We start from the raw sequence: 22,584 nt of genomic DNA on the forward strand, positions 1-22,584 counted from the left end.
TCAGCCAATCAGACGCCAAGGCAGCATCGGCAATGCGCTGGCGAACAGCAGCATGGCGAACAGTTGTTGCATGCGGCGTTCCGGCAATCGGTGAGCCAGCGCCACGCCGGCCGACACGGTAAACAGGCCACCGACAGCCAGCGGCAGTCCGATCTGCCAGTCCACCTTGTGTGCCTGCGCATAGCTGGCAAGCGCGACCACCGAGCTGGGGGTCACCAGGGCCAGCGCAAGGCTTTGCGCGACGGTCTGTCGCTGGCCGAACAGGCGCACGAACAAGGGTGTGGCGAGCAGACCGCCGCCTATGCCGAGCAGCCCCATGCTGCTGCCGCCCACGACGCCCACACAGGGGAGCAGCGAGCCGGGCAGGCGTGCTTGCCGCGGATCGGCGTTCCGGCACGTCGGATCGCTACCGACAGGCGGCCGCCGGCACATCGAAAGCGCCAGCAGGAACATGAACGCTCCGAACAGTGCCCGCAGCAGCAGAGGATCGAGCCGGGCGGCGAAGTGCGCACTGATCGCCGTGGTCAGGCTGGCCAGCAGTGCGATCGCGAACACGTGCCGCCACGGGACGGGATGCCTCTGCTGATAGCGCCACCACGCGACGATCAGATTGGGCACCATCATGACCAGCGCGGTGCCTTGGGCGAGCGCCTGGTCCATGCCGAACGCCAGCGCGAACAAGGGCACCGCGATCACGCCGCCGCCGATGCCGAACAGGCCGCCGAAGAAGCCGACGGCGGCACCGAGCGGGAACATCCAGAGAAATTGGGTCGGGAACATCGCGCGCCGGTGGCCTGATCGATCGGAGCGCGAATGCTATTCCGTCCACACCCGAATACAATGGATCAGATTTAATTCGATCATTGCATTCAGGATCATCAATGGGTGATGCGGCGGATCTGCACTTCTTCAGCGTACTGGCACGCCAGTCCAGCCTTGCGGCCGCAGCGCAGGAGCTGGGGCTGACGCCGCCCGCGGTCAGCCGCCGGCTGGCCGCGCTGGAGGCACGGCTGGGCGTGCGCCTGCTCAACCGCACAACGCGCCGCATGAGCCTCACCGCCGAGGGCGAGCGCTACCTCGAGGACGGCGAACGCATCCTGCGCGACATCGACGCGCTGGAGCGTTCCCTCGCCGCCAGCCGCGACATTCCGCGCGGCCTGCTGCGCATCAATGCCGGCTTCGGCTTCGGCCGCCGCCATCTGGCACCGGCCATTTCGGCCTTCGCCACCCGCTGGCCGGAAGTGGACATCATCCTGCATCTGAGCGATCGGCCGCTGGATCTCGAGGCCCACGGCATGGATCTGGGCATACGCTTCGGTCCGCCGCCGGACAGCCATGTACACGCCCGGCGTATCGCCCACAACCGTCGTCTGCTGTGCGCGGCGCCGGCCTATGCAAACGTCCATGGACTGCCGGACACGCCAGCCGATCTGCGTCACCACCGCTGCATCGTCATCCGCGAGAACACCGACGCGTTCAACACCTGGGGGCTGTCGGATGGCGCGCGGGACGTTCGCGTGAAGGTGCGCGGTCCGCTTGCGGTCAACCATGGCGAAATCGCGGTGGACTGGGCGCTGGCCGGGCACGGCATCCTGCTGCGTTCGGAATGGGACATCGCCCCGCTGCTTCGCGATGGCCGGCTGCTGCATGTGCTGCCGGGCTGGTCGGGTACGGCTGCGGACATCCATGCGGTGTGGCCGCCCCATCATCGGCTGTCGGCGCGCGTGCGCGCCTTTGTCGATTTCCTGGCCGGGCGTTTCGCCGATTTCCCGCCGGTGCCGTCAAGCTGATGCGTCCGGCGGGCGGATCGTGCATTTGCAAACACTCTGCGGTGCAGGCGTTCGGCTTTCCGGACGCCCGCGGATGCTACCCTCGCAACCAGACATGACGGCCCGACCCCAGATCCCTTCGTGACCGCTTCTCCGCTTCCGCTTCTCGATCAGTTGCTCGCGCGCCGGCCCCGCATGCCGGTCACCCTCGCGCTGATCATCGTGAATGTGCTCGTGTTCTGCGCCATGCTGCTGTTCGGCGCCGGGCTGTGGCACTCGTCGAACGGCATCCAGTTCGCGTGGGGCGCCAATTTCGGCCCGGCCACCAAGGACGGCCAGTGGTGGCGCCTGGCCACCGCCATGTTCCTGCACTTCGGCATCCTGCATCTGGGCATGAACATGCTGTCCCTGCTCGACGGCGGACGGCTGGTGGAACGCATGTTCGGCTCCCTGCGTTTCGTGTTCATCTACTTCGTCAGCGGCCTGACCGGCAATCTGCTGTCGCTCATCGTGCAGGGCGATCGCGCGGTATCGGGCGGCGCGTCCGGTGCCATCTTCGGGGTATATGGCGCGCTGCTCGCCTATCTGTGGCAACAGAGGCACACGGTGGAGCGGCGCGAGTTCCTGCGTCTGTTCTGGGGCGCACTGATTTTTGCCGGCATCACCATCGTGCTTGGCCTGAACATCACCGGCATCGACAACGGCGCCCACATCGGCGGCTTCATCGCCGGGGTGCTGTCCGGCGGAGCGCTGGTGCAGCCGCTGGACAATTCCGGCGTACTCGGCAGATACCGTCAAGTCGGCGCATCGATCGGACAGTGGCTGTGCGGCATGGCGCTGGTCCTGCTCGTACTCACGCTCATCGTCGCCATCCCGGCACCGCGCTATCGCTGGAGCGAGGAGGTGATGGCGCGCGATGAAATCAGCGCCTTCATCGGCGCGGACAAGCAGATCAGCCGCCGCTGGTCGGCGCTGCTGGACGATGCGCAGCGACGCGGCGCCAGCTTCGACGAACTGGCCGGGCGCCTCGAGCAGGAAGTGGTGCAGCCCTACGAGGACAGCTTCGAGGATCTGAGCGCACTGCAATTGAGCCCGTCCGCGCCATCGGCCGGCACCCTCGCGGCGCTGCGCGAATACGCCGAAGCCCGGCGTGACGCCTCGCGCGCGCTGGTCGAAGGCCTGCGTGCGCACGACGCCGAAGCGGTGCGCGACGCACTGGAAGCGGCCAGCCGCGGCGGCGCGCGCCCGCCCGCACCGGGTCCGCGCCGCAGCCCCTGACCATGCGGCGCTGGATTGCCCATCTCGACATGGATGCCTTCTTCGCATCCGTCGAGCTGCTGCGCTATCCCGAGCTGCGTGGAGCGCCGGTCGTGGTCGGCGGCGGCGCACGTCACCAGCCGCAACGGCAGGCCGACGGCACGTGTCGCTTCGCCCGCCTGCGCGACTACGCCGGCCGCGGCGTGGTGACCACGGCGACCTACGAGGCGCGCGCCTTTGGCGTGCATTCCGGGCTGGGCCTGATGAAGGCGGCAGCCCTGGCACCGGACGCCGTACTGCTGCCGACCGACTTCGACGAATACAAGCGCATGTCGCGCATGTTCAAGCGGACGGTGCTGAAGCACGTTCCGCAGATCGAGGACCGCGGCATCGACGAAATCTACATCGACCTGAGCGATGTCGCCGGCGCGCAGGACGGCGATGCGGATGATCCGAACGCGGGCGTGCGCGCGATCGCGCGTCGCATCCAGCAGGACGTGCAGGCAAGCACCGGCCTGAGCTGTTCGATCGGGCTGTCGCCGAACAAGCTGCTGTCCAAGATCTGCTCCGATATGGAGAAGCCACACGGACTCACGCTGATCACCGAAGCCGACGTTCCGGCGCGCATCTGGCCGCTGCCGGCGCGCCGCATCAATGGCATCGGTCCGAAGGCGAACGCGCGGCTCGAATCGCTGGGCATACGCACGATAGGCGAACTGGCGGCTGCGCAACCGCACTGGCTGATCGAGCACTTCGGTCGCAGCTACGGCGCCTGGCTGCACGCGGCCGCAAACGCACACGACGAACGCCCGCTCAGCTACGCGCGCGACCCGAAGTCCGTCAGCCGCGAAACCACGTTCGAGCGCGACCTCCATGCGCGGCACGACCGCGCCGAACTTGGACTCATCTTCACCCGGCTGTGCGAGCGGCTGGCCGCAGACCTGCAGCGTCGTGGCGTGGCGGCGAAATCGATAGGCGTGAAACTGAGGCAGGACGATTTCCGCATCCTGACGCGCGAACTGACGCTGGAGCACGCCACTGCCGACGCGGCCACGATACGCCGCCAGGCCGGTCTGTGCCTCAAGCGCATGCCACTGGAGCGCCGCTTCCGCCTGCTGGGCGTGCGCGCCGGCCATCTGCTGCCGGCTGCCGATGCCCGGACGGGGCCGGGCGAGGACGAGGCCCCGCAGCTGTCGCTGCCGTTCTGAGCCGCCCGCTGCCACGCCTGCGATGGGCACGACAGCGTTGCCGGCGCGGGGCCCAGCCGAACGCCCCGCGCCGCCCGCTCATGCCGGCAAGGACCGGCGACGGCGTGCCATCAGGGCGATGGCACCCAGACCAGCGATCATGAGGGCATACGACTCGGGCTCGGGCACCGCCGCGACCGGGCTGGTCAGCGCAAAACCCAGTTGCGCACCGCCCAGATCCGGCAGACCGAGGAAGCCGGTCAGCGCATCTCCGGCGCTGTCGGTCAGGAAGAGCTTCAGGCCGGTCAGCGAGAACAGTGGAACATCATCGAGCACCGTGGTGCCGACCGTGACACGGCCGAAAATGGTGTCCTGCGCCAGCGTGGTATCGATCAGGAAGTTCTCGAGATCGACATCCACCCCGTTGCGCGACAGGCGCAGACCGCTGCCGGCATGCTCGACCCGCGCATTCGACAGATCAGGGTCGAGAAAACCGCCGGTGATCGGGAACAACCCCACTGCATTGCCCGATGCATCGAGCGTCAGCGAGCCGCCGCCGAGGGCGGAAACCGTCACGCCGGCTGCCACCAGGGCCGGCGTGGCCGTGAGCACGGTCACCGTCGGGCCGACCGGCGCGATCGAGGTGTTGGCGGAAGCCGCGAAGGGGGCGGAGGACAGGGTCGCGAAAGCGGCTGACACAGCAAGCTTCTTCAACATGGGTCTGACTCTCCGTGGATAGATTGACATGACCGTTGGCCGGTTCTTGATCCATCCTCCCTGCGCGCACGCGGCGCCCGCAGGCGCGCGGCACGGCTTCGTCAGCACACGAAGCGAGTCATGGAACCTGACCGCATGGAGCAGGTTCCCGCCTTCATCGAAATGTCAGAATCGACCTGCTGCGCCGTCACGCCAGCACCCGCTGGAGCCATCGGCCGATGTCGGCGATCTCCGGAATGCTCACTTCGTGATCGATCGGGTAATCGCGCCACTCCAGCGGCTGCCCCAGCGCTTCGAGCGCGCGACGCGCGCTGTCCGCGCGCTCGGGCAGAACGACGCTGTCGTGACGGCCGTGCGCCATGAACACCGGCAGATCGCGATTGGCAAGGCTGGCTTCCGCGGCAAGAACGCCTGCGCGCGGCAGATAGCCGGACAGCGCCACGATGCCGGCGAGCCGCTGCGGATGACGCAGACCCGCGTACAAGGCCATGGCACAGCCCTGCGAGAAACCCATCAGCGCGATGCGCGATGCCGGAATGCCGCGCGTGATCTCGCGGTCGATCAGGCCATCGATCAGCACTTGCGAGGCGCGTACATCGTCCATGTTCTCCTGGTCGGCGCCCGGCGCATACAGGTCGAACCATGCACGCATGAGGTAACCGCCATTGCGCGTGACGGGGCGTTCCGGCGCATGGGGCAGCACGCAGCGCACTGGACCGACCGACTCGAGCCCGAGCCGTCGGCAGACCGGGACGAAATCGCCGCCATCGGCGCCGAGGCCATGCAGCACGATGAGGCTGGCGCGTACCGGCGCATCCTCCCGCCCGGAAAGCAGTTCGATCGACTCCAGTGTCATGGCGCATCCCGTGGAAAAAGGGCGCAAGCATAGCGCGAGCATCGGCTGCTGCCCCGATGCCGTCGCGAACGCGTTACAGTGCGCACGCCAACACCAACCCCGCGAGGAATATCCATGAAAACACTGACCGTGCGCGTCACCGCCGAACTGCAGGTGCCGGACGACTGGACGCTGGTCGAACATCCGTCGGGTGCCCGGGTGCTGAAGGTGGGAGACCAGTATGTCGACTTCGACCTCGCGCCGCTGGCCACGCGCGACGAAACGGTCGAACCGCTGTGGTCGGACGAGGACGAAGGACTGTGCACACGCATACTCGACAGCGTCATCGAACTGGACACGGAGATGGAGCTGGCCTACCAGCAGTAGCCGCGATCGGGAAGGACGGGCTGCGGTTCAAGGCGACTTGGGCGGTTCGAGATAGCGCTTGTCCGACCAGGTGGCCAGCCATTCCGGCACGAAAGCGACAAATACGGCGACCAGCATGCCGGTCAGGAAGGCGTCGCCCCAGGCCATGAGCCAGCGGGCCACCAGTGCATGTTCCACCGCCACGCCACCCAGCAGGTGATGCAGTCCTTCGTACGCGGCCCCCGCCAGGAACACGCACAACGCGGTGCCGATGAAACCGCGGCCGAGCACATAAATGAAGGGATGGGCCGGCAACAGGCGCCTCACCAGTTCCCCCAATCCGAGCGCAAGCGCCGCAGGCACCAGCCCTATCCAGACCACCTGCGACAGCACCGCTTCCCAGCCGAAGCGGCCGGTGAGCCACACGGCCAGACCGACAAGAAGCAGCTCGATCACCGCCAGCGGCCAGCCGAACATGAGCACCAGCAGGCTGGCACCCGACAGTTGTATCGTAATGCCGGCCGGCAGCTTCTGGGGCAGCACCCACAGCAGCGCAACAATCACCAGCGACGCTGCCCAGGGTGCGCCGAGCGGTCCTGCCAGCATGCGCCAGGGGCGGACCAGGGCGGCAAGGCCCAGACTGATGATCACCAGCAACGCTTCGACGAGAATCACGACTCCAGGACTTTCATGTCAGGCAATGGCAAGTGTGCCGGATGCGCCGCACGGGCGGCTGATGTGGAACAATCAGATCGGTTTTACCCGAAGGAGATTCCCATGGACAGAAGAAATGCGATCGGCGCCGGTATCGCCGCCAGCCTGGGCGGCCTGCTGCTGGCGGGCAATGCCGCCGCCGCGGACGGCCACGAACACCATCATCACGCGCAAGCGAAGCCAGGCGGCCCGCACAAGCATGCGGCACTGCTCGAAGGCACGACGAACTGCCTGCGCGCGGGCGAAATCTGCCACGCGGAATGTCTGCGCGTACTGGCCACCGGCGACAAGGATATGGCCGCCTGCGCGGTCACGGTGAGCGACATGCTGGCGACCTGCGATGCGCTGCTCAAGCTCGCGGCTGCCGATTCCCGCCATCTGCCCAAGATGGCCGCGCTGGCGGCGGCGGTGTGCGACGACTGCGAGAAGGAATGCCGCAAGCACGAAAAGATGCACAGCGAATGCCGGCAATGCGCCGAAGCCTGCGTCGAGTGCGCCAGAGCCTGCCGCAAGGTGGCCGCGTAATCCACGGCTGACGACAGCACCCCGCATGCAGGCTGTGCGGGAACAAGGCCGGCCCCCACCCCGTCCGCATCGACTTGCGGGCGCCGTGGCGAGAACGATCGCGACCAGGCACCGGCCGACCGGGACGCGCGCCGATGTCGGCGCACCGCTTGCCATGAACACGACGTGCACCCGCCCGGCTCAGCCACCCAGGCTTTCGAGGAACTGCACGGCCACCGTCTCGCTGCGCGTGCGGCGCATGGGCGGCAGACTGCGCCAGATCACCTTGCCATAGGGCTTGTCCACCAGCCGCGGGTCGCACACCATGAGCACGCCGTGATCGCGTTCGTCGCGGATGAGCCGGCCGGCGCCCTGCTTCATGCTGATCACCGCGCGCGGCAACTGGTACTCGGCAAAGGCATTGCGCCCCTGGCGTTTCAGATGCTCGATGCGGGCCGACAGCACCGGATCGTCCGGCGGCGCAAAAGGCAGCTTGTCGATAATGACGAGCTGCAGAGCATCGCCGCGCACGTCCACGCCTTCCCAGAAGCTCTGGCTGGCCACCAGCACCGCGTTGCCGGCACGGCGATGACGCTCCAGCAGTTCGCTGCGCGTGGCGTCCCCCTGCAGCAGCAGCGGACGTTCCGGATCCCAGGCCGACAGGCGATCCTCGATCAGTTCGTGGATGCGCTTCATGGCCCGCAAGGAGGTGCACAGCAGGAACACGCCGCCACGACAGGCCTTGATCAGCGGCCACGCCGCCTTCGCCACCGCCTCGGCATAGGTCGGCGCCGAGGGTTCGGGCATGTTCTCCGGCGCGTACAGCAACGCCTGCTGTTCGTAGGCGAAGGGACTGCCCCATTGCGCGGTCTGGGCGTCGTGCAGGCCCAGCTCGGCACAGTAATGAGTGAAGTCGTTGCCGACCGACAAGGTCGCGGACGTGAATATCCATGCGCGCGGACTGTCTTCCATCTGCCGCCTGAACACGTCGGCCACCGACAAAGGCGTGGCGTTCAGCGCCAGCGCCTGCGTGTAGACCTCGGCCCAGCGCACCCGCTCGGCGCCCTCGCCTGCGCCGGTCGCACGCTCGCCGGTCTGCCAGCGTTCGACACGCGCCACCAGATCGAGCGCGCGCTGCCAGCACTTTTCCAGTCCTTCCGAGCGGCCGGCCTGGGTTTCCAGCAGGCCGGCCAGTTCCTTCAGTACATCGATCACCGATGACAGCGCTGGCGCGAACGCGGCACGCTCGTCGATCTGCAGCGCCGACAGCCGTATGTTCTCTTCGCGGAACACCAACCTGAGATCGCGCGCCGCCTTGACCAGGCGTTCCGCGCATTCCGGCAGCGGCTTGAAATCCTTCGCGCCAACCAGCGCCTCGGCGCGCGTATCGCGCGCCAGTTCAAGCATCTGCGACGTGGATACGGATTCGCCGAAGAACAGCGTGGCCGTCTCGGCAAGCTGATGGGCTTCATCGAACACGACCGCATTGCAGGCGGGCAGCAGCTCGGCCACGCCTTCGTCGCGCAGCATGAGGTCGGCAAAGAACAGGTGATGGTTAACCACCACCACGTCCGCCTCCATCGCCTCGCGTCGCGCCGCGGTGACGAAACACTCTTTCGCGTTCGGGCAGTCCTGACCGAGACAGTTGTCGCGGGTGGAGGTGGCCAGCGCCCAGGCGCCGGATTCTTCCGGCACCTCGCTGCATTGCGCCTTGTCACCGGTCGAGGTCACCCTGGCCCAACGCGCGATGGCCTGCAGATGCGACGCCTCCTCGCGCGAGCCCAGGCGGCCTTCCTGCAGCGAGCGCTCCAGGTGGTAATGGCACAGGTAATTGGCCCGGCCCTTCAGCAGCGCGATGGACACCGGCACACCAAGCGCACCGCGCACCGTGGGCAGATCGCGACCATAGAGCTGGTCCTGAAGTGTCTTGGTACCGGTGGACAGGATGACCTTGGCGCCGGACATCAGGGCGGGCACCAGATAGGCATAGGTCTTGCCGGTGCCGGTACCCGCTTCGACCACCAGAACGCCGCGCTCTGCAATGGCCTGTGCCACCCGCTCAGCCATGTCCGTCTGCTGCGGTCGCGGCGAGAAACCATCGATCGCGCTGGCAAGCGGACCATCGGGAGCAAAAAGTGCGGGAATGTCGGACACGGCAGGACGGGCAGCGAAAACGCCGGGAGTGTAGCGCAGCCCGCATCATGCGCTGACAACAGCGGACACGGTCAATGACAAAGAAATGAGCGATGCCGCGGTCCGGCCGGGGCAGACCCTGCCGCTGCGCCTCACGGTCACCCTGTCTGCGCGCAGGCCATCGCGCTGGCTTCAGACAGCGCTGCACGCACGGCCGGAACCGGCCTACCCTGCAGCGACGAAGCCGACTGTCCGCGAAAGAGAGCAGCGCGCCGCCTCGAGGACGGAAGCCCTTGAATCAACCCGGCGAACACGCATGAAGAAACTGATGACGCGAGGTGTCGTCCTGCCCCTGGTGGCCGCGCTGCCCTGCCTGTGGTTCTGGTACGTCTTTCACCTGACGCTCGAATTCGATGAACAGGGGCGCCACGTCGACGCGGCAGCCGGAACGGTGCATACCGATGCCTCCTTCGTATGGGGTGCCGCCGCATCCGGCCTTCTGCTGCTCGCCTTGATCAACGCCCTGCGGGCACTGCGGCGCCACGACTGAACGCACGACCACGCGCACGTACGGCGCAGCGGGCATGTCCAGCGGCACGCGGGACAGAACGCCGCCGATAGCACGGAAAGACACCCGTCGTCATCCGGCAAGGCACTCCATCCGGCCCGACTTGTTAATAATTCTCATTACAATACAGAGACCGACGGGGCATCCCGATACGGTCCGGTGCCGGCCCGATGCCGGTGCATTCCGCCAGTCCGGTATCCGGGTCATCGTCCTGTCACGTTCCCGCGCATCCCAGCCAGCAGATCGCCCGTCGTCCGGCGGGCCATCCCGATCACATCAAAGAGGAAGAAATCGTGAACAAAACACTGCTGGCCATCGCCCTGCTGTCCACCGTTCATGCCGCGCAGGCCGCATGCGACTACACGCCCGACAGGAATGGCTTCAAGTTCGACTTCACCGCCTATGGCGCGAAGGACAAGTCCTATGTCGTGAGCAAGAACACCTTCAACAAGTTCGAGCTGGCGTCGGCAAGCGGCAGGCTGCTGGGCGCGACGATAGACATCGACGCCGCCAGCGTCGATACCTCGCACGACCTGAACAACGGCTCGGGCGGTCAGTGGCCGCCCACCTTTCCGGCCATCCGCAACGGCAATGTGGTGAACGGCCTGTTCAGGAATTTCGCCAACCCCGGCCGCATAGCAGCCAAAGTGAGCGCCATCGACGCACGCCAGTTGAAGCTGGATGTCACGATGAATGGCGTGACTCGTGCCGTGCCGATGAGCTACAAGGTGGCCGATGGCGTGCTGTCGGCCGAAGGCAAGCTGGACATCCTGGATTTCAATGGCGCGGAAGCGTTCAGGAAGTTCGAGGCCTTGTGCACGGTGGCCTGGCACAAGGGCAAATCGTGGACCGACGTCGCCATCTTCTTCACCGTTCCGGTGAAGGAAAAAGGCTGCCAGTAAGCCCACATCGCGGGCCGGGCGGTCGTCAGTCCTGCCGCCTGCCCCGCACGAAGCTGAAATACCCGCACAGCGCGACCGGCACTGACAGCAGTGCCCAGGACACGGCGTCCCATGCATCATCCCCGACCAGCGCGGCGAGCAAACCGGCGAGCGTCAGCAGCGCAATGAGCAATGGCCAGCGGAATATCGCGGCCACCGACCTGACCGTCCTCATGCCCGGCCGCCCGCAACATCGGCCACAGCGTCCGGCGCATGCTTGGGCGACCCGGCCGCGCGGTGCTTGCGCCACCACAGCACCAGGCCGCTCCACAGCACGACGACGGTGATCAGGTCGAGCAAGGCCCACAGCACCTTGAGTGGCAGGCCGCCATAGTCGCCGAAGTGCAGAGGCTGCGACAGGAGCAGCGCGCTCACATACCATGGGCGTGGCGGCGTTTCCATCACCTGTCCGCTGGCGGGATCGACCAGCACCGCCTTCAGCAGTCTGGACGTGAGCGGCGTATCGCCGTGCAGGAACACCGCGAAGTGGGACGGCGACGACAGCAATGTTCCGGGAAACGCGATGGTGGCCACCGCCATGCCCGGCTCGGATCGCAGCGCCGCATTGACCATGGACTGAATTGATACCTGCCCCACGCGCGCCGACGCCAGAGGCGCGGGCGCCGCCACCTTCAGCGCGGCGATCTGCTCAGCCTGCCAGACCTTGAGTATCACATCGGCCCAGGTATTGATGACACCGGTGGCACCGATAACGAGTGCCCAGGTCAGGGTCACGATGCCCAGCATATTGTGCATGTCCAGCCACCAAAGCCTGCCGGAGCGGCGACGCCTGACCTCGCCGAAATCGAGCCTGCGCATGAAGGGGGCGTACAGCACCACCCCGGACAGAAGAGACAGCACCAGCAACAGGCCCATGAAGCCGAGGAACAGGCGCCCTGCAAGACCCGCGAACAGATCGACGTGCAGCCGGTACATCAGATGCATGAAGCCTTCGTCGAAGCGCGGCTCACCCAGCACGCTGCCATTCCGCGCATCGATCACCGAGAACCTGGCCTTCGTCTCGTCGGTATCCGGACGGGTGTCCATCTTCACCACCCACAGGTCAGGATCGTCCTCTTCCCTGAACAGATAGAGCGGCACGAGATGCGCATGATGGCCACGCGCCGCGCGAACGATCTCGTCGGCGGGCAGATGCGGTAGATCGGCCGCCATCCGCGGCGCTTCGATGTGCTTGCCGAGCGCGTGATCGATCTCGTGATAGAACACCAGAGGCAGCCCGGTCAGGCACAGCAGCAGCATGAACAGGGTGCAGACCAGGCTCGACCACTTGTGCAGCCAGCCCCAGCGTCTCAGGGCGAGCGGGCTGGACAGAAAGGCGCTCACGTCGGCGCCCCGACGGATGAATGGCCGCCAGGGCCGCGGAAGATGCTCACTCGGGAAGGTCCATCGAACGGTGCAACAGTGCAACGATACCGACCGTGTGAAATTGCGCAAGAGTGATATGAACAAGAATGATTCGTTATAGCATCCCGGATCCTGTGTATAACTTTCGGCTTATCGCCGCGCTCCGTGATGCTGAACAGAAAGAACTTTCCGATTCGCCCTGCCCCGCTCGCCGTCGCACTGGCCACCCTCGTGTCGGGCTCGCCCGCACTGGCCCAGTCGGGCTCCAGCGAAACCGTGACACTTGAACCGGTCGTCGTGCAGCCGAGCGCCGACGCCTCGGCCAGCGGCCTGCCCGCGCCCTTCGCGGGCGGACAGGTCGCGCGCGGCGCACGCATCGGCGTGCTGGGCAACAAGGATCAGCTCGAAACCCCGTTCTCGGTCACCAGTTACACCAGCCAGTTGATCGAGGATCAGCAGGCGCGCGGCGTCGGCGACGTCCTGGCCAACGATCCCGCGGTGCGTATTTCGCAGGGTTTCGCCAACTATCAGGAGCTGTACATCATCCGCGGCTTCCCGCTGTACTCCGACGACATGGCCTACAACGGCCTGTATGGCGTGCTGCCGCGACAGTTCGTGGCCAGCGAATTGCTGGAGCGGGTCGAAGTGATCCGTGGTGCCAGCACCTTTCTGAATGGTGCCGCGCCGGGTGGCAGTGGAATCGGCGGTTCGATCAACCTGCTTCCCAAACGCGCGCCGCTCGAGGATATCAACCGCCTTACCGCAGGCGTCGAAAGTGGCGGCCAGATCTACACGGCCGCGGACGTATCGCGTCGCTTCGGTCCGGAACAGCGCGCAGGTCTTCGCGTCAATGCCGCGCGCCGCAATGGTGATACCGGCGTCGACCGCGAGCACCGCGAGCTTGAAGTTCTGGCCGTGGGGCTGGATTATCGCGGCACGGACTTCCGCCTCTCGGCGGACATCGGACACCAGAGCAATCGCCTGGAACAAGGCAGGCCGCAGCTCACACCTGGCAGCGCGCTGACGTCCATTCCGCACGCCCCGGACGCGCGGCGGAACTACTCGCAACCCTGGGTGTATTCAGACGAAAAAACCGAGTTCGGCACGCTGCGCGGCGAATTCGACCTGGGCGCCGAAACGGTCGCATGGGCGGCGGTCGGCGCTCGTCACAGCGATGAGAAGAACTCCATCGCAGTGACGACGCTCACTTCGTCGAGTGGCGCGACGACCGCCTATCGCTTTGACAACAGCCGCAAGGACGAAGTGATCACCGGGGAGGCGGGCATACGCACGCGCTTCATCACCGGAGAGCTGACCCACCAGGTCGCGCTTTCGGCGTCGGCCCATCGCCTGGATTCACGGAACGCCTACGCGATGTCCAACAGCTCCACCCCCTTTGCCGGCAGCATATACAACCCCGTGGAGGTCGCCGCGCCCGGCTTCGCCTTCACCGGCAATGCCCTGGACGATCCTGCGCTGACACAGAGAACCACCTTCATCAGTCAATCGCTGTCGGATACGCTGAGCATCGCGGAAGGACGTTACCAGTTCACGCTGGGCGGCCGCATCCAGCGCATCGAGGACGACGGATTCGACTACAACACCGGCAGCCGGAACGCGCGTTACCGCAAGGAGAATTTCTCGCCGCTGGCCGGCGTGCTGATGCGCATCACGCCCACGCTTTCGGCCTATGGCAACTATATCGAGGGGCTGATCCGGGCTCCGGCCGCACCCTTCAACGCCAGCAACATTGGCGCGATCTTCGCGCCCATCGTCGCGCGTCAGCGCGAGATCGGCCTGAAGTACGAAGACGCCGGCTTCGGCGGTACTGTCGCGCTGTTCTCGATGACCCGTCCGAACGGGGTCACCGACCCGAGTACGAATCTGTATGCGATTTCCGGCGAACAGAAGCATCGCGGCGTCGAACTGACCGTCTACGGTCAACTCACTCGCGAAGTGAGAGTGCTTGGCGGCGCGACCTGGCTGGACGCAGAACTGGACGGCACGGCCGGCGGCAGCACCGACGGCAACAATCCTGTCAGCGTACCGAAAGCGCAATACAACATCGGCGCCGAGTGGGACGTTCCCGGCGCCAGCGGATTGACGCTGACCGCGCGCGCGATACACACCGGCTCTCAGTACGCGAATGACGCCAACACGCTCAAGCTGGATTCGTGGAGTCGTTTCGACCTCGGGGCGCGCTATATCGCCCGCATCGCCGGCAAGGACGTGACCTTCCGCGGCCGCGTCGATAATGTGACGAACCGGGCATACTGGGCCTCTGCCGGCGGCTACCCCGGTTCGGCCTATCTGGTCCAGGGTCTGCCTCGTACCTGGATGCTGAGCGCCACAGTGGACTTCTGAGCGCATCCTTCCGGCCAGCGCGGCGGAAAGCGGTCCGCCGTGCTGGCCGCCTGCGGGCGATGTCCTATCCTGAAAGCTGGAAACCAGGATGTTCATCGCCATGGAAGGCGTCAGCCCCTGCTGCCCCACCCGTACCGAACATGATTCGTTCGGCCCGATAGAGGTTCGGGCCGATCGGCTGTGGGGCGCGCAGACACAGCGCTCGCTGCAGCATTTCGCGATATCGACCGAACGCATGCCGCGCGAGCTCATTCATGCTCTGGCTGCGGTGAAACGCGCGGCGGCCCGGGTGAATGGCGATCTTGGACTGCTGCCGGAGGACAAGACGGTGGCTCTGATCAGCGCCGCCGACGAGGTGCTGGCCGGGCTTCACGACGACCAGTTTCCGCTGTCGCTATGGCAGACCGGCTCGGGCACGCAGACCAACATGAACATGAACGAGGTGCTGGCCAACCGCGGCTCTCAACTCATGGGAGGGGGTGTCGGCGAGGCGCGGCGACTGCATCCGAATGATGACGCGAATCGCGGCCAGTCCTCGAACGACGTGTTTCCCGCGGCCATGCATGTGGCGGCCGCGCTTGCCGTACGCGATTCGCTGCTGCCGGCGCTCGATGCGCTGCATGCGAGCTTGTGCGCCAGGGCAGTCGCCTTCGCCGGCATCATCAAGGTGGGGCGTACCCATCTGCAGGACGCCACACCGCTGACGCTGGGTCAGGAGTTTTCCGGCCATGCGGCGCAACTCGCGCTGGCGCGCGCGGCCATCGAAGGTGCCCGGCCCGCGGTGCATGCGCTCGCGACAGGCGGCACCGCGGTCGGTACCGGCCTGAACACCCATCCGGAGTTCGGTGCGCGCGTCGCCAAGGTTCTTGTCGACGAATTCGCCCTTCCTTTCGTGCGTGCGGACAATCTGTTCGCGGCCCTGGCGGGACACGAGGCGCTGGTCGCGCTGCATGGCGCGCTCAAGACACTGGCGGTGGCATTGACCAAGATAGCCAACGACATCCGCTGGCTCGCCTCCGGACCCCGCTGCGGACTGGGCGAACTGGCGCTGCCGGAGAACGAACCGGGCAGTTCCATCATGCCGGGCAAGGTGAACCCCACCCAGTGCGAGGCACTGACCATGCTGTGCGCCCAGGTCATGGGCAACGACGTGGCGATCGGCATCGGCGGGGCTTCCGGTCACTTCCAGCTGAATGTCTACAAGCCCCTGATCGCAGGTGCGGTGCTGCAGAGCATCCGCCTGCTGGCCGATGGCATGCACAGCTTCGACGTCCATTGCGTCGCTGGCATCGAGGCGCATCGCGAACGCATCGACGCGCTGATGCAGCAGTCGCTCATGCTGGTGACCGCGCTGGTGCCGCATATCGGCTACGACCGCGCTGCAAGGATCGCGGCGCGCGCCCACCGCGAGAATCTCTCGCTGCGTGAAGCCGCACTCGCATCCGGAGAACTCGACGGCGAACAGTTCGACCGGTGGATGCAGCCGGGCAGGATGCTCGGAAACAGCGCATACTGATCCTGCATCTTTCGCCGGTGCGGACGTTTCGATGACACGATGCGCGGCCGGTGAAAAAGGGAGATCGACATGGACATCACACCGAATTCGATGGAAAACCTCTTCGATCAACTCGGTCTGCCAAGCGATCCGCAATCGATCGAAAGCTTCATCGATCTGTTCGGCCCGCTCGACAACGGTACGCGGCTGCACGAGGCGACCTGCTGGAACCCGTCACAGGCCAGTTTTCTCCGCGACGCTTTGAATCAGGATGCCGACTGGATCGAAACGGTAGACACCCTGAACGCGCAACTGCACGCCTGAGCGGCCGGCTTCTGAGTGAGACCTGACGCGCGCGGGACTCAGCCGCTGTGCGCGGCGCGGGTAAGCGCCCCTTTCCGCGGATCCAGCGATCGCCGGATTGCACTCGCTCTGGGGTAGCGAGGACCGAAAAACCGTGGAAAGCTCGCCGTATGCGATGAGCACCGCGCGGACCGCCGCGTCCAGCCTTCACCCATGAACTTACTCCGCACCAGCCACATTCATCCGCAGCAGATTGCCGAAGTGCGCGCGAACGCCACACATGGCCGCGTCGGCATAACCGCTGCCCGGGCAAGCATGACTGCTACGCGGCCACTGGGGACTGGACGCGCGACCTCGCAGCGGATGTGGATGCGATTGCAGCGTGGGGCGCCAGTATCGTGCCGACCGTGCCGGAACCCACCGCACTCGACACGCGGCGGCGTGACCCGGGCAATCCGCACGCGCAGGCCCTCCTTGCGGACATGAGAGAAGACGAAATCGGGCTGGCCATCGATGTGGTGCTGCGCATTCCCGACTCCGGGATAGGCCGGGTAGTCGCGGAAAACGGAGGCAGCACCACGCGGGCGCACCGGATGCTCGCCCGCAAGGCCCATATGGCGGCCCGCCTTGATCCGCACGCATCGGGATGCGACGGCCGGCGATTCACTGTGAACAGGCCCTAGCCCCGCCAGCCCACGCCCATGGCCCTGCTCAGGTGCACATAGTCATAGAGGTCGCTGAGCATGAAGTGGCGGTTCTGCACATCGCCCATGTGCGCGAGCGTCGCGGGGTCGCCGTCGACCCACTGCTGCGCGGTGCGGCGGAAGGCCTGCGGCATGGCCTGGTTGAAAGGCGATGGCGCGATCAGCAACTGGCATATCTGCTCGAACAGCAGCCTGAAACGTTCGTCTTCGGTGGCCTTGTAGGCATCACCGAAATCCCGCCCTGCTTCCGGCCCGACGTCTTCCCGCAACAAGGCATGCCAGCGCTCGAAGAGGCGCAGATAGTCGTCGGCGGTGGGACTGCGTGAGGACGGTGACCGATGGACCATGATGTCTTTGCAAATCGGCAGATGCTCGCTTCCGCCCCGGATTCCCGCTCCGTGGCCGCATGATGTCGCACGGGTGCTCTGCCGGCATTGACGGTTCCGCAGGCAGCGCGATGCCGCGATGCCGCGGATTGTACGATCGGCGAGGTCATGTGCAGCGCGTGCGCGCGATTCTCCGTGCGGCGGCAAACGCCGGGATGTTCGCGGTGCGGCGGCCGGGTTTCGGTCCGGCAGCTTGAGTGCGGCGCTGCAGTGCCGGATAATCGGCGGGTTATGCGGTGCATCCTGCGCCGCGATCTGCCCGATCTCCCGGTCGGGCCTTCAAGCCCCGTCATGACGAGTTATCTGTTGCTCCTGCTTGGCGCCGCGCTGGTGAACAACGTGGTGTTCGTTCGCATCCTCGGCCTGTGCCCCTTCATGGGCGTGTCGAAGAAGCTCGAAACCGCGGTCGGCATGGGGCTGGCGACCATGTTCGTGCTCACCCTGGCCTGTGGCAGCAGCTATCTGATCGATACCTATCTGCTCAAGCCCTTCGATCTCGGCTATCTGTCCACACTGAGCTTCATCGTGGTGATCGCCGCCATCGTGCAGCTCACCGAACTGGCGATCCAGAAGACCAGCCCGCTCCTGCATCAGGTGCTGGGCATCTACCTGCCACTGATCACCACCAACTGCGCGGTGCTGGGTGTGCCGCTGATCAATGCCGCCGCACGCCACGACCTGCTGCAGTCACTTCTGTTCGGCTTCGCGTCGGCCGCCGGCTTCGTGCTCGCGCTGGTGCTTTTCGCGAGCATACGCGAGCGGCTGGACGGGGCGGACATCCCGACGCCGTTCCGCGGCACCGCCATCGCCATGATCACGGCCGGGCTCATGAGCCTGGCCTTCATGGGTTTCGCGGGGCTGGATTCATGACCAGCGCCCTGCTCGTGATGGTGGGTATCGCACTGGCGCTGGGCGCTGCCCTGGGCGCTGCGTCGGTGCTGTTCAGGACGCAGGGTGACCCGCTGGTCGACAAGATCGACGCCATCCTGCCACAGACCCAGTGCGGCCAATGCGGTTACCCCGGATGCAAACCCTATGCGACGGCAATCGCCGGCGGCGAAGCGGACATCAACCAGTGCCCGCCCGGCGGCGACGAAGGCGTGCGCAAGCTGGCCGACCTGCTGGGTCGCGAATACAAGCCGCTCAACGCCGAGCACGGTGTGGAGAAACCGAAGTCGGTGGCGGTGATCGATGAAGCCACCTGTATCGGCTGTACCTTGTGCATACAGGCCTGTCCGGTGGATGCCATCGTCGGTGCGGCCAAGCAGATGCATACCATCGTTTCCGACCTGTGCACCGGCTGCGAGCTGTGCGTCCCCCCGTGTCCGGCCGACTGCATCGCCATGGTACCGGTGGCCGAGACCGTGGACACCTGGAAGTGGCGCTATCCGGTATTCGAATTGAGAACGGCGCACGCGCGGACGCAGTCTGCGGAGGAAGCCGCCTGATGCTGCGCAAGCTGTTTTCCTTCAACGGCGGTGTGAAGCCGGACCCGAACAAATCGGCATCGACGCGCGAACCGATCGCCCGTCTGCCACTGCCGCCGCAACTGGTGATTCCTCTGCACCAGAACATCGGCGGCACGCCGCGTCCGCTGGTCAGGGTGGGCGAACGGGTGCGGCACGGACAGCGCATCGGCGCAGCCGACGGGAATGTATCGAGCGCGGTGCACGCGCCGGCCTCGGGCATCGTGATGGCGGTCGAACCGCGCCTCATGCCGCATGCGTCCGGCTTGTCCGCCATGGCGGTGGTGATCGAACCGGATGGGCAGGACGAGCACGTCGAGCGCGAACCGTTCGACTGGAAGGCGGCAAGCGCGGACGAAGTGCGGGACTACCTGCGCGACGCCGGTGTGGTCGGCCTCGGCGGCGCCGTCTTTCCCAGCCATCTCAAGCTGAGTCCGGGTCGCGCCATGGCCACCCACACGCTGGTGATCAATGGCGCCGAATGCGAGCCCTTCATCACCTGCGACGACATGCTCATGCGCAGCGAGGCGCACGACATCCTGCACGGCGCGCAGATCATGAAACGGCTGCTCGGAGCCCGCCAGGTACTGGTCGGCATCGAGGACAACAAGCCGGAAGCCGCCGCCGCGATGCGCGCAGCCGCGGCTGCGCTGGGCGACCCGTCGATCGAGATCGTTGTCGTGCCGACACGCTATCCTGCGGGCGGCGCCAAGCAGCTCATACGCGTGCTCACCGGCATCGAGGTACCGCATGGCAGCCGCTCCACCGATTACGGCGTGCAGTGCTTCAACGTGGCCACCGCGCTGGCGGTACTCAACGCGCTGGAGCGCGGCGAGCCGCTGGTCCGCCGCATCGTGACGGTCGCCGGCAATGTCGAGAGGCCGCGCAATTTCGACGTCGCCATCGGCACCCCCATCGGTTTCGTGTTCCAGCATGCCGGTCTGAAGCCGGATACCGACAAGCTCATCATGGGCGGGCCCATGATGGGCATTCCTCTGCCGGACATGGATGCGCCCGTGGTGAAGGCCACCAACTGCCTGCTGGCCTCGTCGCCGGCGCTGTTCCCGCCACCGCAACCCGAACTCCCCTGCATACGCTGCGGCGAATGCGCGCGCGCCTGTCCGGCCGACCTGCAGCCGTTCGAGCTGTACTGGCATTCGCGCGCGCGCAACTTCGGCCGCGCGCAGGAATATCACCTGTTCGATTGCATAGAATGCGGTTGTTGCGCCTACGTATGTCCGTCGCACATTCCGCTGGTCGACTATTACCGCTACGCCAAGAGCGAAATCTGGGCGCGCGAGCGCGACAAGGATGCGGCCGACTCGGCACGCGAGCGTTTCGAGTTCCGCAACTGGCGCGCCGAGCGGGAACGGGAAGAAAAAGCGGCAAAGCTTGCGGCGCGCAGCGCCGCCGCGGCAAGACCGGCCGCCGCCGCGACCGGTGCCGAAGCGGACGATCCGAAGAAGGCACTGATCGAAGCCGCGCTTGCGCGTGCCCGCGCGCAGAAGGATGCGGCGGCCGCGCGTGCCACGGACGAGCTTGCGCCAGCCGGAGGACAGCAGGCCGGCACGGGCGGATTGCAGCAGGCACAGGCAGGTGGCGAATTGGTCCAGGCCGCGCCCTCCGACAAACAAGTGGAATGAACCGGCCGGCACGCCCGGTCTGGCATCGACGATGTACAACTCGCCCTATCTGCGCAAGAACGCCAGCGTAAGACGCGTCATGAGCACGGTCCTGGTCGCGATGCTCCCCGCCATCGCGCTGCAGTGCTGGCTGTTCGGCAGCGCGCTGCTGGTGCACATCGCACTCGCCAGCGTCACCGCCCTGCTGTGCGAGGCCGCGATGCTGGCGTTGCGCCACCGTCCGGTCGCACCCGCCCTGGGCGACATGAGCGCCCTGGTCACCGCCTGGCTCATCGCGGTCTGTCTGCCGCCCCTGCTGCCGTGGTGGGCCACGGTGATCGGTACCGCATTTGCGCTGGTGATCGGCAAGCATCTGTATGGGGGGCTTGGTCAGAATCCTTTCAATCCGGCCATGCTGGCCTATGCCCTGCTCATCGTGTGCTTTCCCGCGCTGATGGCCCAGTGGCCGGGACTGGGCGTCGGCGATTTCGCGAGCCAGATGGACTGGGTGTTCGGAGGCGCCCGCGCGGTGGACGCCATGACCGGCGCAACGCCGCTGGATGCGCTGCGCACCGGACTGATGACCGGCCAGCACGCCGACGCGGTGCTGCACACCACGCCCTTCGGTCATGTCGCAGGCGCCGGCTGGGAGTGGGTGTCCCTGGCCTGGGCATTGGGCGGACTGCTGCTTCTGGCGCTGCGCGTCATCACCTGGCACGTGCCGGTGGCTTTCATCGTTGCGGTCGCACTGGTGGCAACGATTGCCTCTGCCATCGATCCGGCGCGTTTCGCCGGGCCGGATTTCCACCTGCTGGCCGGTGGCACGCTGATGGGCGCCTTTTTCATCGCAACCGACCCGGTGTCGGGCGCCACCACGCCGCGCGGAAAGCTCATCTTCGCCGCCGGCATCGCGCTCATCGCATGGTGCATACGCGCCTTCGGCGCCTATCCCGACGGTATCGCCTTCGCCGTGCTGCTGATGAATATCTGTGTACCGATGATAGACATGAAGACCCAGCCACCGGTATTCGGGCACAAGAACGGAGGCGCATCTTGAGTACAGGAACGCCGCCGCCGGTGGACGATGCCATGGCAGCCGCCGACCTGCCGGCCGAACCGGTCCCGGTCAGTGCGGCGGGCAGCGCCGTGCGATCCGCCCTGCTGCTGGGCGGCTTCACCGTCGTGTTCACCGCGCTGATGGCGCTCACCTACGACGCCACACGCGAACCGATCAAGGCCTCGGTCGAAGCCCGCAGGCTCGAACTGATCGGTCAGGTGCTGCCACCGTCAGAGTACGACAATGTGCTGCTGCGCGACCGCGTCACGCTGCCGGCGCTTTCGGCGCTGGGCGTAAACGGGCCGGTCGATCTGTACCGCGCCAGGCTTGGCGAGCGACCGGTTGCACTGGTGTTCGAAACGCAGGCGCCCGATGGCTACAGCGGCGCGATACGGCTGCTCATGGCTGTTCGCGCCGACGGCAACCTGGCCGGGGTGCGCGTGATCGCGCACAAGGAAACGCCGGGGCTGGGCGATTACATCGATCCGGCGAAAGACAGAAGCCGACCCGAGTGGATCAGGCAGTTCCAGGCGCGCAACACCACCGATGCGGCAAGCTGGACGGTGCGCAAGGACGGAGGCGATTTCACCTACCGTGCCGGTGCCACCATTTCGGCTCGCGCTGTCATACGTGCCGCCGGTCGGGCGGCTGCGGCGATCGCGCCGATGCGCGATGCACTGTTCGCACTTCCCGCAGGCGCCGATGCACGCGAGGTTTTCCAATGAAAGGCATGGATTCCGGCTCGCAGCAGGATGTCTGCGCCATCACGCATCGCCCCTGTTACGGGGAGCCATCATGGCCACCTGCGGCCGATGATTGTTTCCCGCAAGG

At 66.2% G+C, this 22,584-nt stretch carries 24 protein-coding genes; 16 read left to right on the top strand and 8 right to left on the bottom strand.

Features of this window, described 5'->3' with window-relative positions:
* Nucleotides 1-780, bottom strand: coding sequence for a sulfite exporter TauE/SafE family protein (locus A3Q7_RS0108030; protein WP_018411348.1), 780 nt, complete (start codon nucleotides 778-780; stop codon nucleotides 1-3).
* Between the two features lie 101 nt (nucleotides 781-881).
* On the opposite strand from A3Q7_RS0108030, the gene A3Q7_RS0108035 reads away from it, so the two are divergent.
* The 3 genes from A3Q7_RS0108035 to dinB all read left to right on the top strand — a co-directional run bounded on the left by A3Q7_RS0108035 (nucleotide 882) and on the right by dinB (nucleotide 4,234).
* Nucleotides 882-1,790, top strand: coding sequence for a LysR family transcriptional regulator (locus tag A3Q7_RS0108035; protein WP_018411349.1), 909 nt, complete (start codon nucleotides 882-884; stop codon nucleotides 1,788-1,790).
* A 120-nt stretch (nucleotides 1,791-1,910) separates the two neighbouring features.
* Complete coding sequence (locus A3Q7_RS0108040; protein ID WP_026224613.1) at nucleotides 1,911-3,047, top strand: rhomboid family intramembrane serine protease; 1,137 nt, start codon at nucleotides 1,911-1,913, stop codon at nucleotides 3,045-3,047.
* A 2-nt stretch (nucleotides 3,048-3,049) separates the two neighbouring features.
* Nucleotides 3,050-4,234 (top strand): DNA polymerase IV, encoded by a 1,185-nt coding sequence (dinB, locus tag A3Q7_RS0108045; protein WP_026224614.1) that lies wholly within the window; start codon nucleotides 3,050-3,052, stop codon nucleotides 4,232-4,234.
* Between the two features lie 78 nt (nucleotides 4,235-4,312).
* Here dinB and A3Q7_RS0108050 read toward each other — a convergent pair whose 3' ends face one another.
* Together A3Q7_RS0108050 and A3Q7_RS0108055 are read right to left on the bottom strand one after the other, a co-directional pair.
* Entirely contained in the window at nucleotides 4,313-4,930 is a 618-nt protein-coding gene (locus tag A3Q7_RS0108050) for a PEP-CTERM sorting domain-containing protein (RefSeq protein WP_018411352.1), read from the bottom strand.
* A 187-nt stretch (nucleotides 4,931-5,117) separates the two neighbouring features.
* Nucleotides 5,118-5,786, bottom strand: coding sequence for an alpha/beta hydrolase (locus A3Q7_RS0108055; RefSeq protein WP_018411353.1), 669 nt, complete (start codon nucleotides 5,784-5,786; stop codon nucleotides 5,118-5,120).
* A 114-nt stretch (nucleotides 5,787-5,900) separates the two neighbouring features.
* On the opposite strand from A3Q7_RS0108055, the gene A3Q7_RS0108060 reads away from it, so the two are divergent.
* Nucleotides 5,901-6,152, top strand: coding sequence for a hypothetical protein (locus tag A3Q7_RS0108060; RefSeq protein ID WP_018411354.1), 252 nt, complete (start codon nucleotides 5,901-5,903; stop codon nucleotides 6,150-6,152).
* 27 nt (nucleotides 6,153-6,179) lie between these two features.
* Here A3Q7_RS0108060 and A3Q7_RS0108065 read toward each other — a convergent pair whose 3' ends face one another.
* Nucleotides 6,180-6,806, bottom strand: coding sequence for a hypothetical protein (locus A3Q7_RS0108065; protein WP_018411355.1), 627 nt, complete (start codon nucleotides 6,804-6,806; stop codon nucleotides 6,180-6,182).
* A 102-nt stretch (nucleotides 6,807-6,908) separates the two neighbouring features.
* Between A3Q7_RS0108065 and A3Q7_RS0108070 the strand changes: the two genes are divergently transcribed.
* Entirely contained in the window at nucleotides 6,909-7,370 is a 462-nt protein-coding gene (locus A3Q7_RS0108070; protein ID WP_018411356.1) for a four-helix bundle copper-binding protein, read from the top strand.
* 180 nt (nucleotides 7,371-7,550) lie between these two features.
* Here A3Q7_RS0108070 and A3Q7_RS0108075 read toward each other — a convergent pair whose 3' ends face one another.
* The gene (locus tag A3Q7_RS0108075; protein ID WP_018411357.1) at nucleotides 7,551-9,503 is read right to left on the bottom strand and encodes an ATP-dependent DNA helicase; all 1,953 of its coding nucleotides are present in this window, start codon (nucleotides 9,501-9,503) and stop codon (nucleotides 7,551-7,553) included.
* A gap of 295 nt (nucleotides 9,504-9,798) precedes the next feature.
* Here A3Q7_RS0108075 and A3Q7_RS0108080 point away from each other — a divergent pair, with 295 nt between their 5' ends.
* The gene (locus tag A3Q7_RS0108080; RefSeq protein WP_018411358.1) at nucleotides 9,799-10,032 is read left to right on the top strand and encodes a hypothetical protein; all 234 of its coding nucleotides are present in this window, start codon (nucleotides 9,799-9,801) and stop codon (nucleotides 10,030-10,032) included.
* 311 nt (nucleotides 10,033-10,343) lie between these two features.
* A complete protein-coding gene (locus A3Q7_RS0108085; protein ID WP_232417864.1) occupies nucleotides 10,344-10,952 on the top strand; it encodes a YceI family protein in 609 nt (202 codons plus the stop codon).
* A gap of 25 nt (nucleotides 10,953-10,977) precedes the next feature.
* On the opposite strand, the gene A3Q7_RS0108090 is transcribed toward A3Q7_RS0108085, so the two are convergent.
* Both A3Q7_RS0108090 and A3Q7_RS0108095 read right to left on the bottom strand, forming a co-directional pair.
* The gene (locus A3Q7_RS0108090; protein WP_232417866.1) at nucleotides 10,978-11,148 is read right to left on the bottom strand and encodes a hypothetical protein; all 171 of its coding nucleotides are present in this window, start codon (nucleotides 11,146-11,148) and stop codon (nucleotides 10,978-10,980) included.
* Between the two features lie 14 nt (nucleotides 11,149-11,162).
* The gene (locus A3Q7_RS0108095; protein ID WP_018411361.1) at nucleotides 11,163-12,335 is read right to left on the bottom strand and encodes a PepSY-associated TM helix domain-containing protein; all 1,173 of its coding nucleotides are present in this window, start codon (nucleotides 12,333-12,335) and stop codon (nucleotides 11,163-11,165) included.
* 189 nt (nucleotides 12,336-12,524) lie between these two features.
* On the opposite strand from A3Q7_RS0108095, the gene A3Q7_RS0108100 reads away from it, so the two are divergent.
* The 4 genes from A3Q7_RS0108100 to A3Q7_RS0108115 all read left to right on the top strand — a co-directional run bounded on the left by A3Q7_RS0108100 (nucleotide 12,525) and on the right by A3Q7_RS0108115 (nucleotide 17,201).
* Entirely contained in the window at nucleotides 12,525-14,720 is a 2,196-nt protein-coding gene (locus A3Q7_RS0108100) for a TonB-dependent receptor (RefSeq protein ID WP_018411362.1), read from the top strand.
* A gap of 88 nt (nucleotides 14,721-14,808) precedes the next feature.
* Nucleotides 14,809-16,236, top strand: coding sequence for a class II fumarate hydratase (gene fumC / locus A3Q7_RS0108105; RefSeq protein WP_018411363.1), 1,428 nt, complete (start codon nucleotides 14,809-14,811; stop codon nucleotides 16,234-16,236).
* A 69-nt stretch (nucleotides 16,237-16,305) separates the two neighbouring features.
* Nucleotides 16,306-16,539 carry a DUF2789 domain-containing protein gene (locus tag A3Q7_RS0108110; RefSeq protein WP_018411364.1) on the top strand — a complete coding sequence of 78 codons (234 nt, stop codon included), beginning with the start codon at nucleotides 16,306-16,308 and terminating at the stop codon, nucleotides 16,537-16,539.
* A 344-nt stretch (nucleotides 16,540-16,883) separates the two neighbouring features.
* Nucleotides 16,884-17,201, top strand: coding sequence for a hypothetical protein (locus A3Q7_RS0108115; protein ID WP_026224618.1), 318 nt, complete (start codon nucleotides 16,884-16,886; stop codon nucleotides 17,199-17,201).
* On the opposite strand, the gene A3Q7_RS0108120 is transcribed toward A3Q7_RS0108115, so the two are convergent.
* Nucleotides 17,198-17,569: a hypothetical protein gene (locus A3Q7_RS0108120; RefSeq protein WP_018411366.1), complete on the bottom strand. Its 372-nt coding sequence runs from the start codon at nucleotides 17,567-17,569 to the stop codon at nucleotides 17,198-17,200. The genes A3Q7_RS0108115 and A3Q7_RS0108120 overlap by 4 nt on opposite strands.
* A gap of 330 nt (nucleotides 17,570-17,899) precedes the next feature.
* On the opposite strand from A3Q7_RS0108120, the gene rsxA reads away from it, so the two are divergent.
* From rsxA to A3Q7_RS0108145, 5 genes are read left to right on the top strand one after another with little or no spacing between them, the layout of a single operon-like run.
* Nucleotides 17,900-18,478 carry an electron transport complex subunit RsxA gene (rsxA, locus tag A3Q7_RS0108125; protein ID WP_026224619.1) on the top strand — a complete coding sequence of 193 codons (579 nt, stop codon included), beginning with the start codon at nucleotides 17,900-17,902 and terminating at the stop codon, nucleotides 18,476-18,478.
* Nucleotides 18,475-19,056, top strand: coding sequence for an electron transport complex subunit RsxB (gene rsxB, locus A3Q7_RS0108130; protein ID WP_018411368.1), 582 nt, complete (start codon nucleotides 18,475-18,477; stop codon nucleotides 19,054-19,056). The genes rsxA and rsxB overlap by 4 nt, the downstream gene beginning before the upstream one ends.
* A complete protein-coding gene (rsxC, locus tag A3Q7_RS0108135) occupies nucleotides 19,056-20,717 on the top strand; it encodes an electron transport complex subunit RsxC (protein WP_018411369.1) in 1,662 nt (553 codons plus the stop codon). Before rsxB ends, rsxC begins: the two co-directional genes overlap by 1 nt.
* A gap of 31 nt (nucleotides 20,718-20,748) precedes the next feature.
* Nucleotides 20,749-21,753, top strand: a complete 1,005-nt coding sequence (locus A3Q7_RS0108140; protein WP_018411370.1) for an RnfABCDGE type electron transport complex subunit D — start codon at nucleotides 20,749-20,751, stop codon at nucleotides 21,751-21,753.
* On the top strand, nucleotides 21,750-22,478 hold the full coding sequence (locus tag A3Q7_RS0108145) for an RnfABCDGE type electron transport complex subunit G (RefSeq protein WP_232417868.1): 729 nt from the start codon (nucleotides 21,750-21,752) through the stop codon (nucleotides 22,476-22,478). The genes A3Q7_RS0108140 and A3Q7_RS0108145 overlap by 4 nt, the downstream gene beginning before the upstream one ends.
* Nucleotides 22,479-22,584 lie beyond the last annotated feature (106 nt).

This window comes from Methyloversatilis thermotolerans, from assembly GCF_000372885.1.
Lineage (GTDB): Bacteria > Pseudomonadota > Gammaproteobacteria > Burkholderiales > Rhodocyclaceae > Methyloversatilis > Methyloversatilis thermotolerans.

What these genes read in the sequence shown, in the direction of transcription:
- A3Q7_RS0108050 (WP_018411352.1), bottom strand. Translation starts at nt 4,930, where the DNA reads ATGTTGAAGAAGCTTGCTGTGTCAGCCGCTTTCGCGACCCTGTCCTCC.
- rsxC (WP_018411369.1), top strand. Translation starts at nt 19,056, where the DNA reads ATGCTGCGCAAGCTGTTTTCCTTCAACGGCGGTGTGAAGCCGGACCCG.
- A3Q7_RS0108120 (WP_018411366.1), bottom strand. Translation starts at nt 17,569, where the DNA reads ATGGTCCATCGGTCACCGTCCTCACGCAGTCCCACCGCCGACGACTAT.
- A3Q7_RS0108035 (WP_018411349.1), top strand. Translation starts at nt 882, where the DNA reads ATGGGTGATGCGGCGGATCTGCACTTCTTCAGCGTACTGGCACGCCAG.
- rsxA (WP_026224619.1), top strand. Translation starts at nt 17,900, where the DNA reads ATGACGAGTTATCTGTTGCTCCTGCTTGGCGCCGCGCTGGTGAACAAC.
- A3Q7_RS0108060 (WP_018411354.1), top strand. Translation starts at nt 5,901, where the DNA reads ATGAAAACACTGACCGTGCGCGTCACCGCCGAACTGCAGGTGCCGGAC.
- fumC (WP_018411363.1), top strand. Translation starts at nt 14,809, where the DNA reads ATGTTCATCGCCATGGAAGGCGTCAGCCCCTGCTGCCCCACCCGTACC.
- dinB (WP_026224614.1), top strand. Translation starts at nt 3,050, where the DNA reads ATGCGGCGCTGGATTGCCCATCTCGACATGGATGCCTTCTTCGCATCC.
- A3Q7_RS0108140 (WP_018411370.1), top strand. Translation starts at nt 20,749, where the DNA reads ATGTACAACTCGCCCTATCTGCGCAAGAACGCCAGCGTAAGACGCGTC.
- A3Q7_RS0108030 (WP_018411348.1), bottom strand. Translation starts at nt 780, where the DNA reads ATGTTCCCGACCCAATTTCTCTGGATGTTCCCGCTCGGTGCCGCCGTC.
- A3Q7_RS0108100 (WP_018411362.1), top strand. Translation starts at nt 12,525, where the DNA reads ATGCTGAACAGAAAGAACTTTCCGATTCGCCCTGCCCCGCTCGCCGTC.
- A3Q7_RS0108055 (WP_018411353.1), bottom strand. Translation starts at nt 5,786, where the DNA reads ATGACACTGGAGTCGATCGAACTGCTTTCCGGGCGGGAGGATGCGCCG.
- A3Q7_RS0108110 (WP_018411364.1), top strand. Translation starts at nt 16,306, where the DNA reads ATGGACATCACACCGAATTCGATGGAAAACCTCTTCGATCAACTCGGT.
- A3Q7_RS0108080 (WP_018411358.1), top strand. Translation starts at nt 9,799, where the DNA reads ATGAAGAAACTGATGACGCGAGGTGTCGTCCTGCCCCTGGTGGCCGCG.
- A3Q7_RS0108070 (WP_018411356.1), top strand. Translation starts at nt 6,909, where the DNA reads ATGGACAGAAGAAATGCGATCGGCGCCGGTATCGCCGCCAGCCTGGGC.
- rsxB (WP_018411368.1), top strand. Translation starts at nt 18,475, where the DNA reads ATGACCAGCGCCCTGCTCGTGATGGTGGGTATCGCACTGGCGCTGGGC.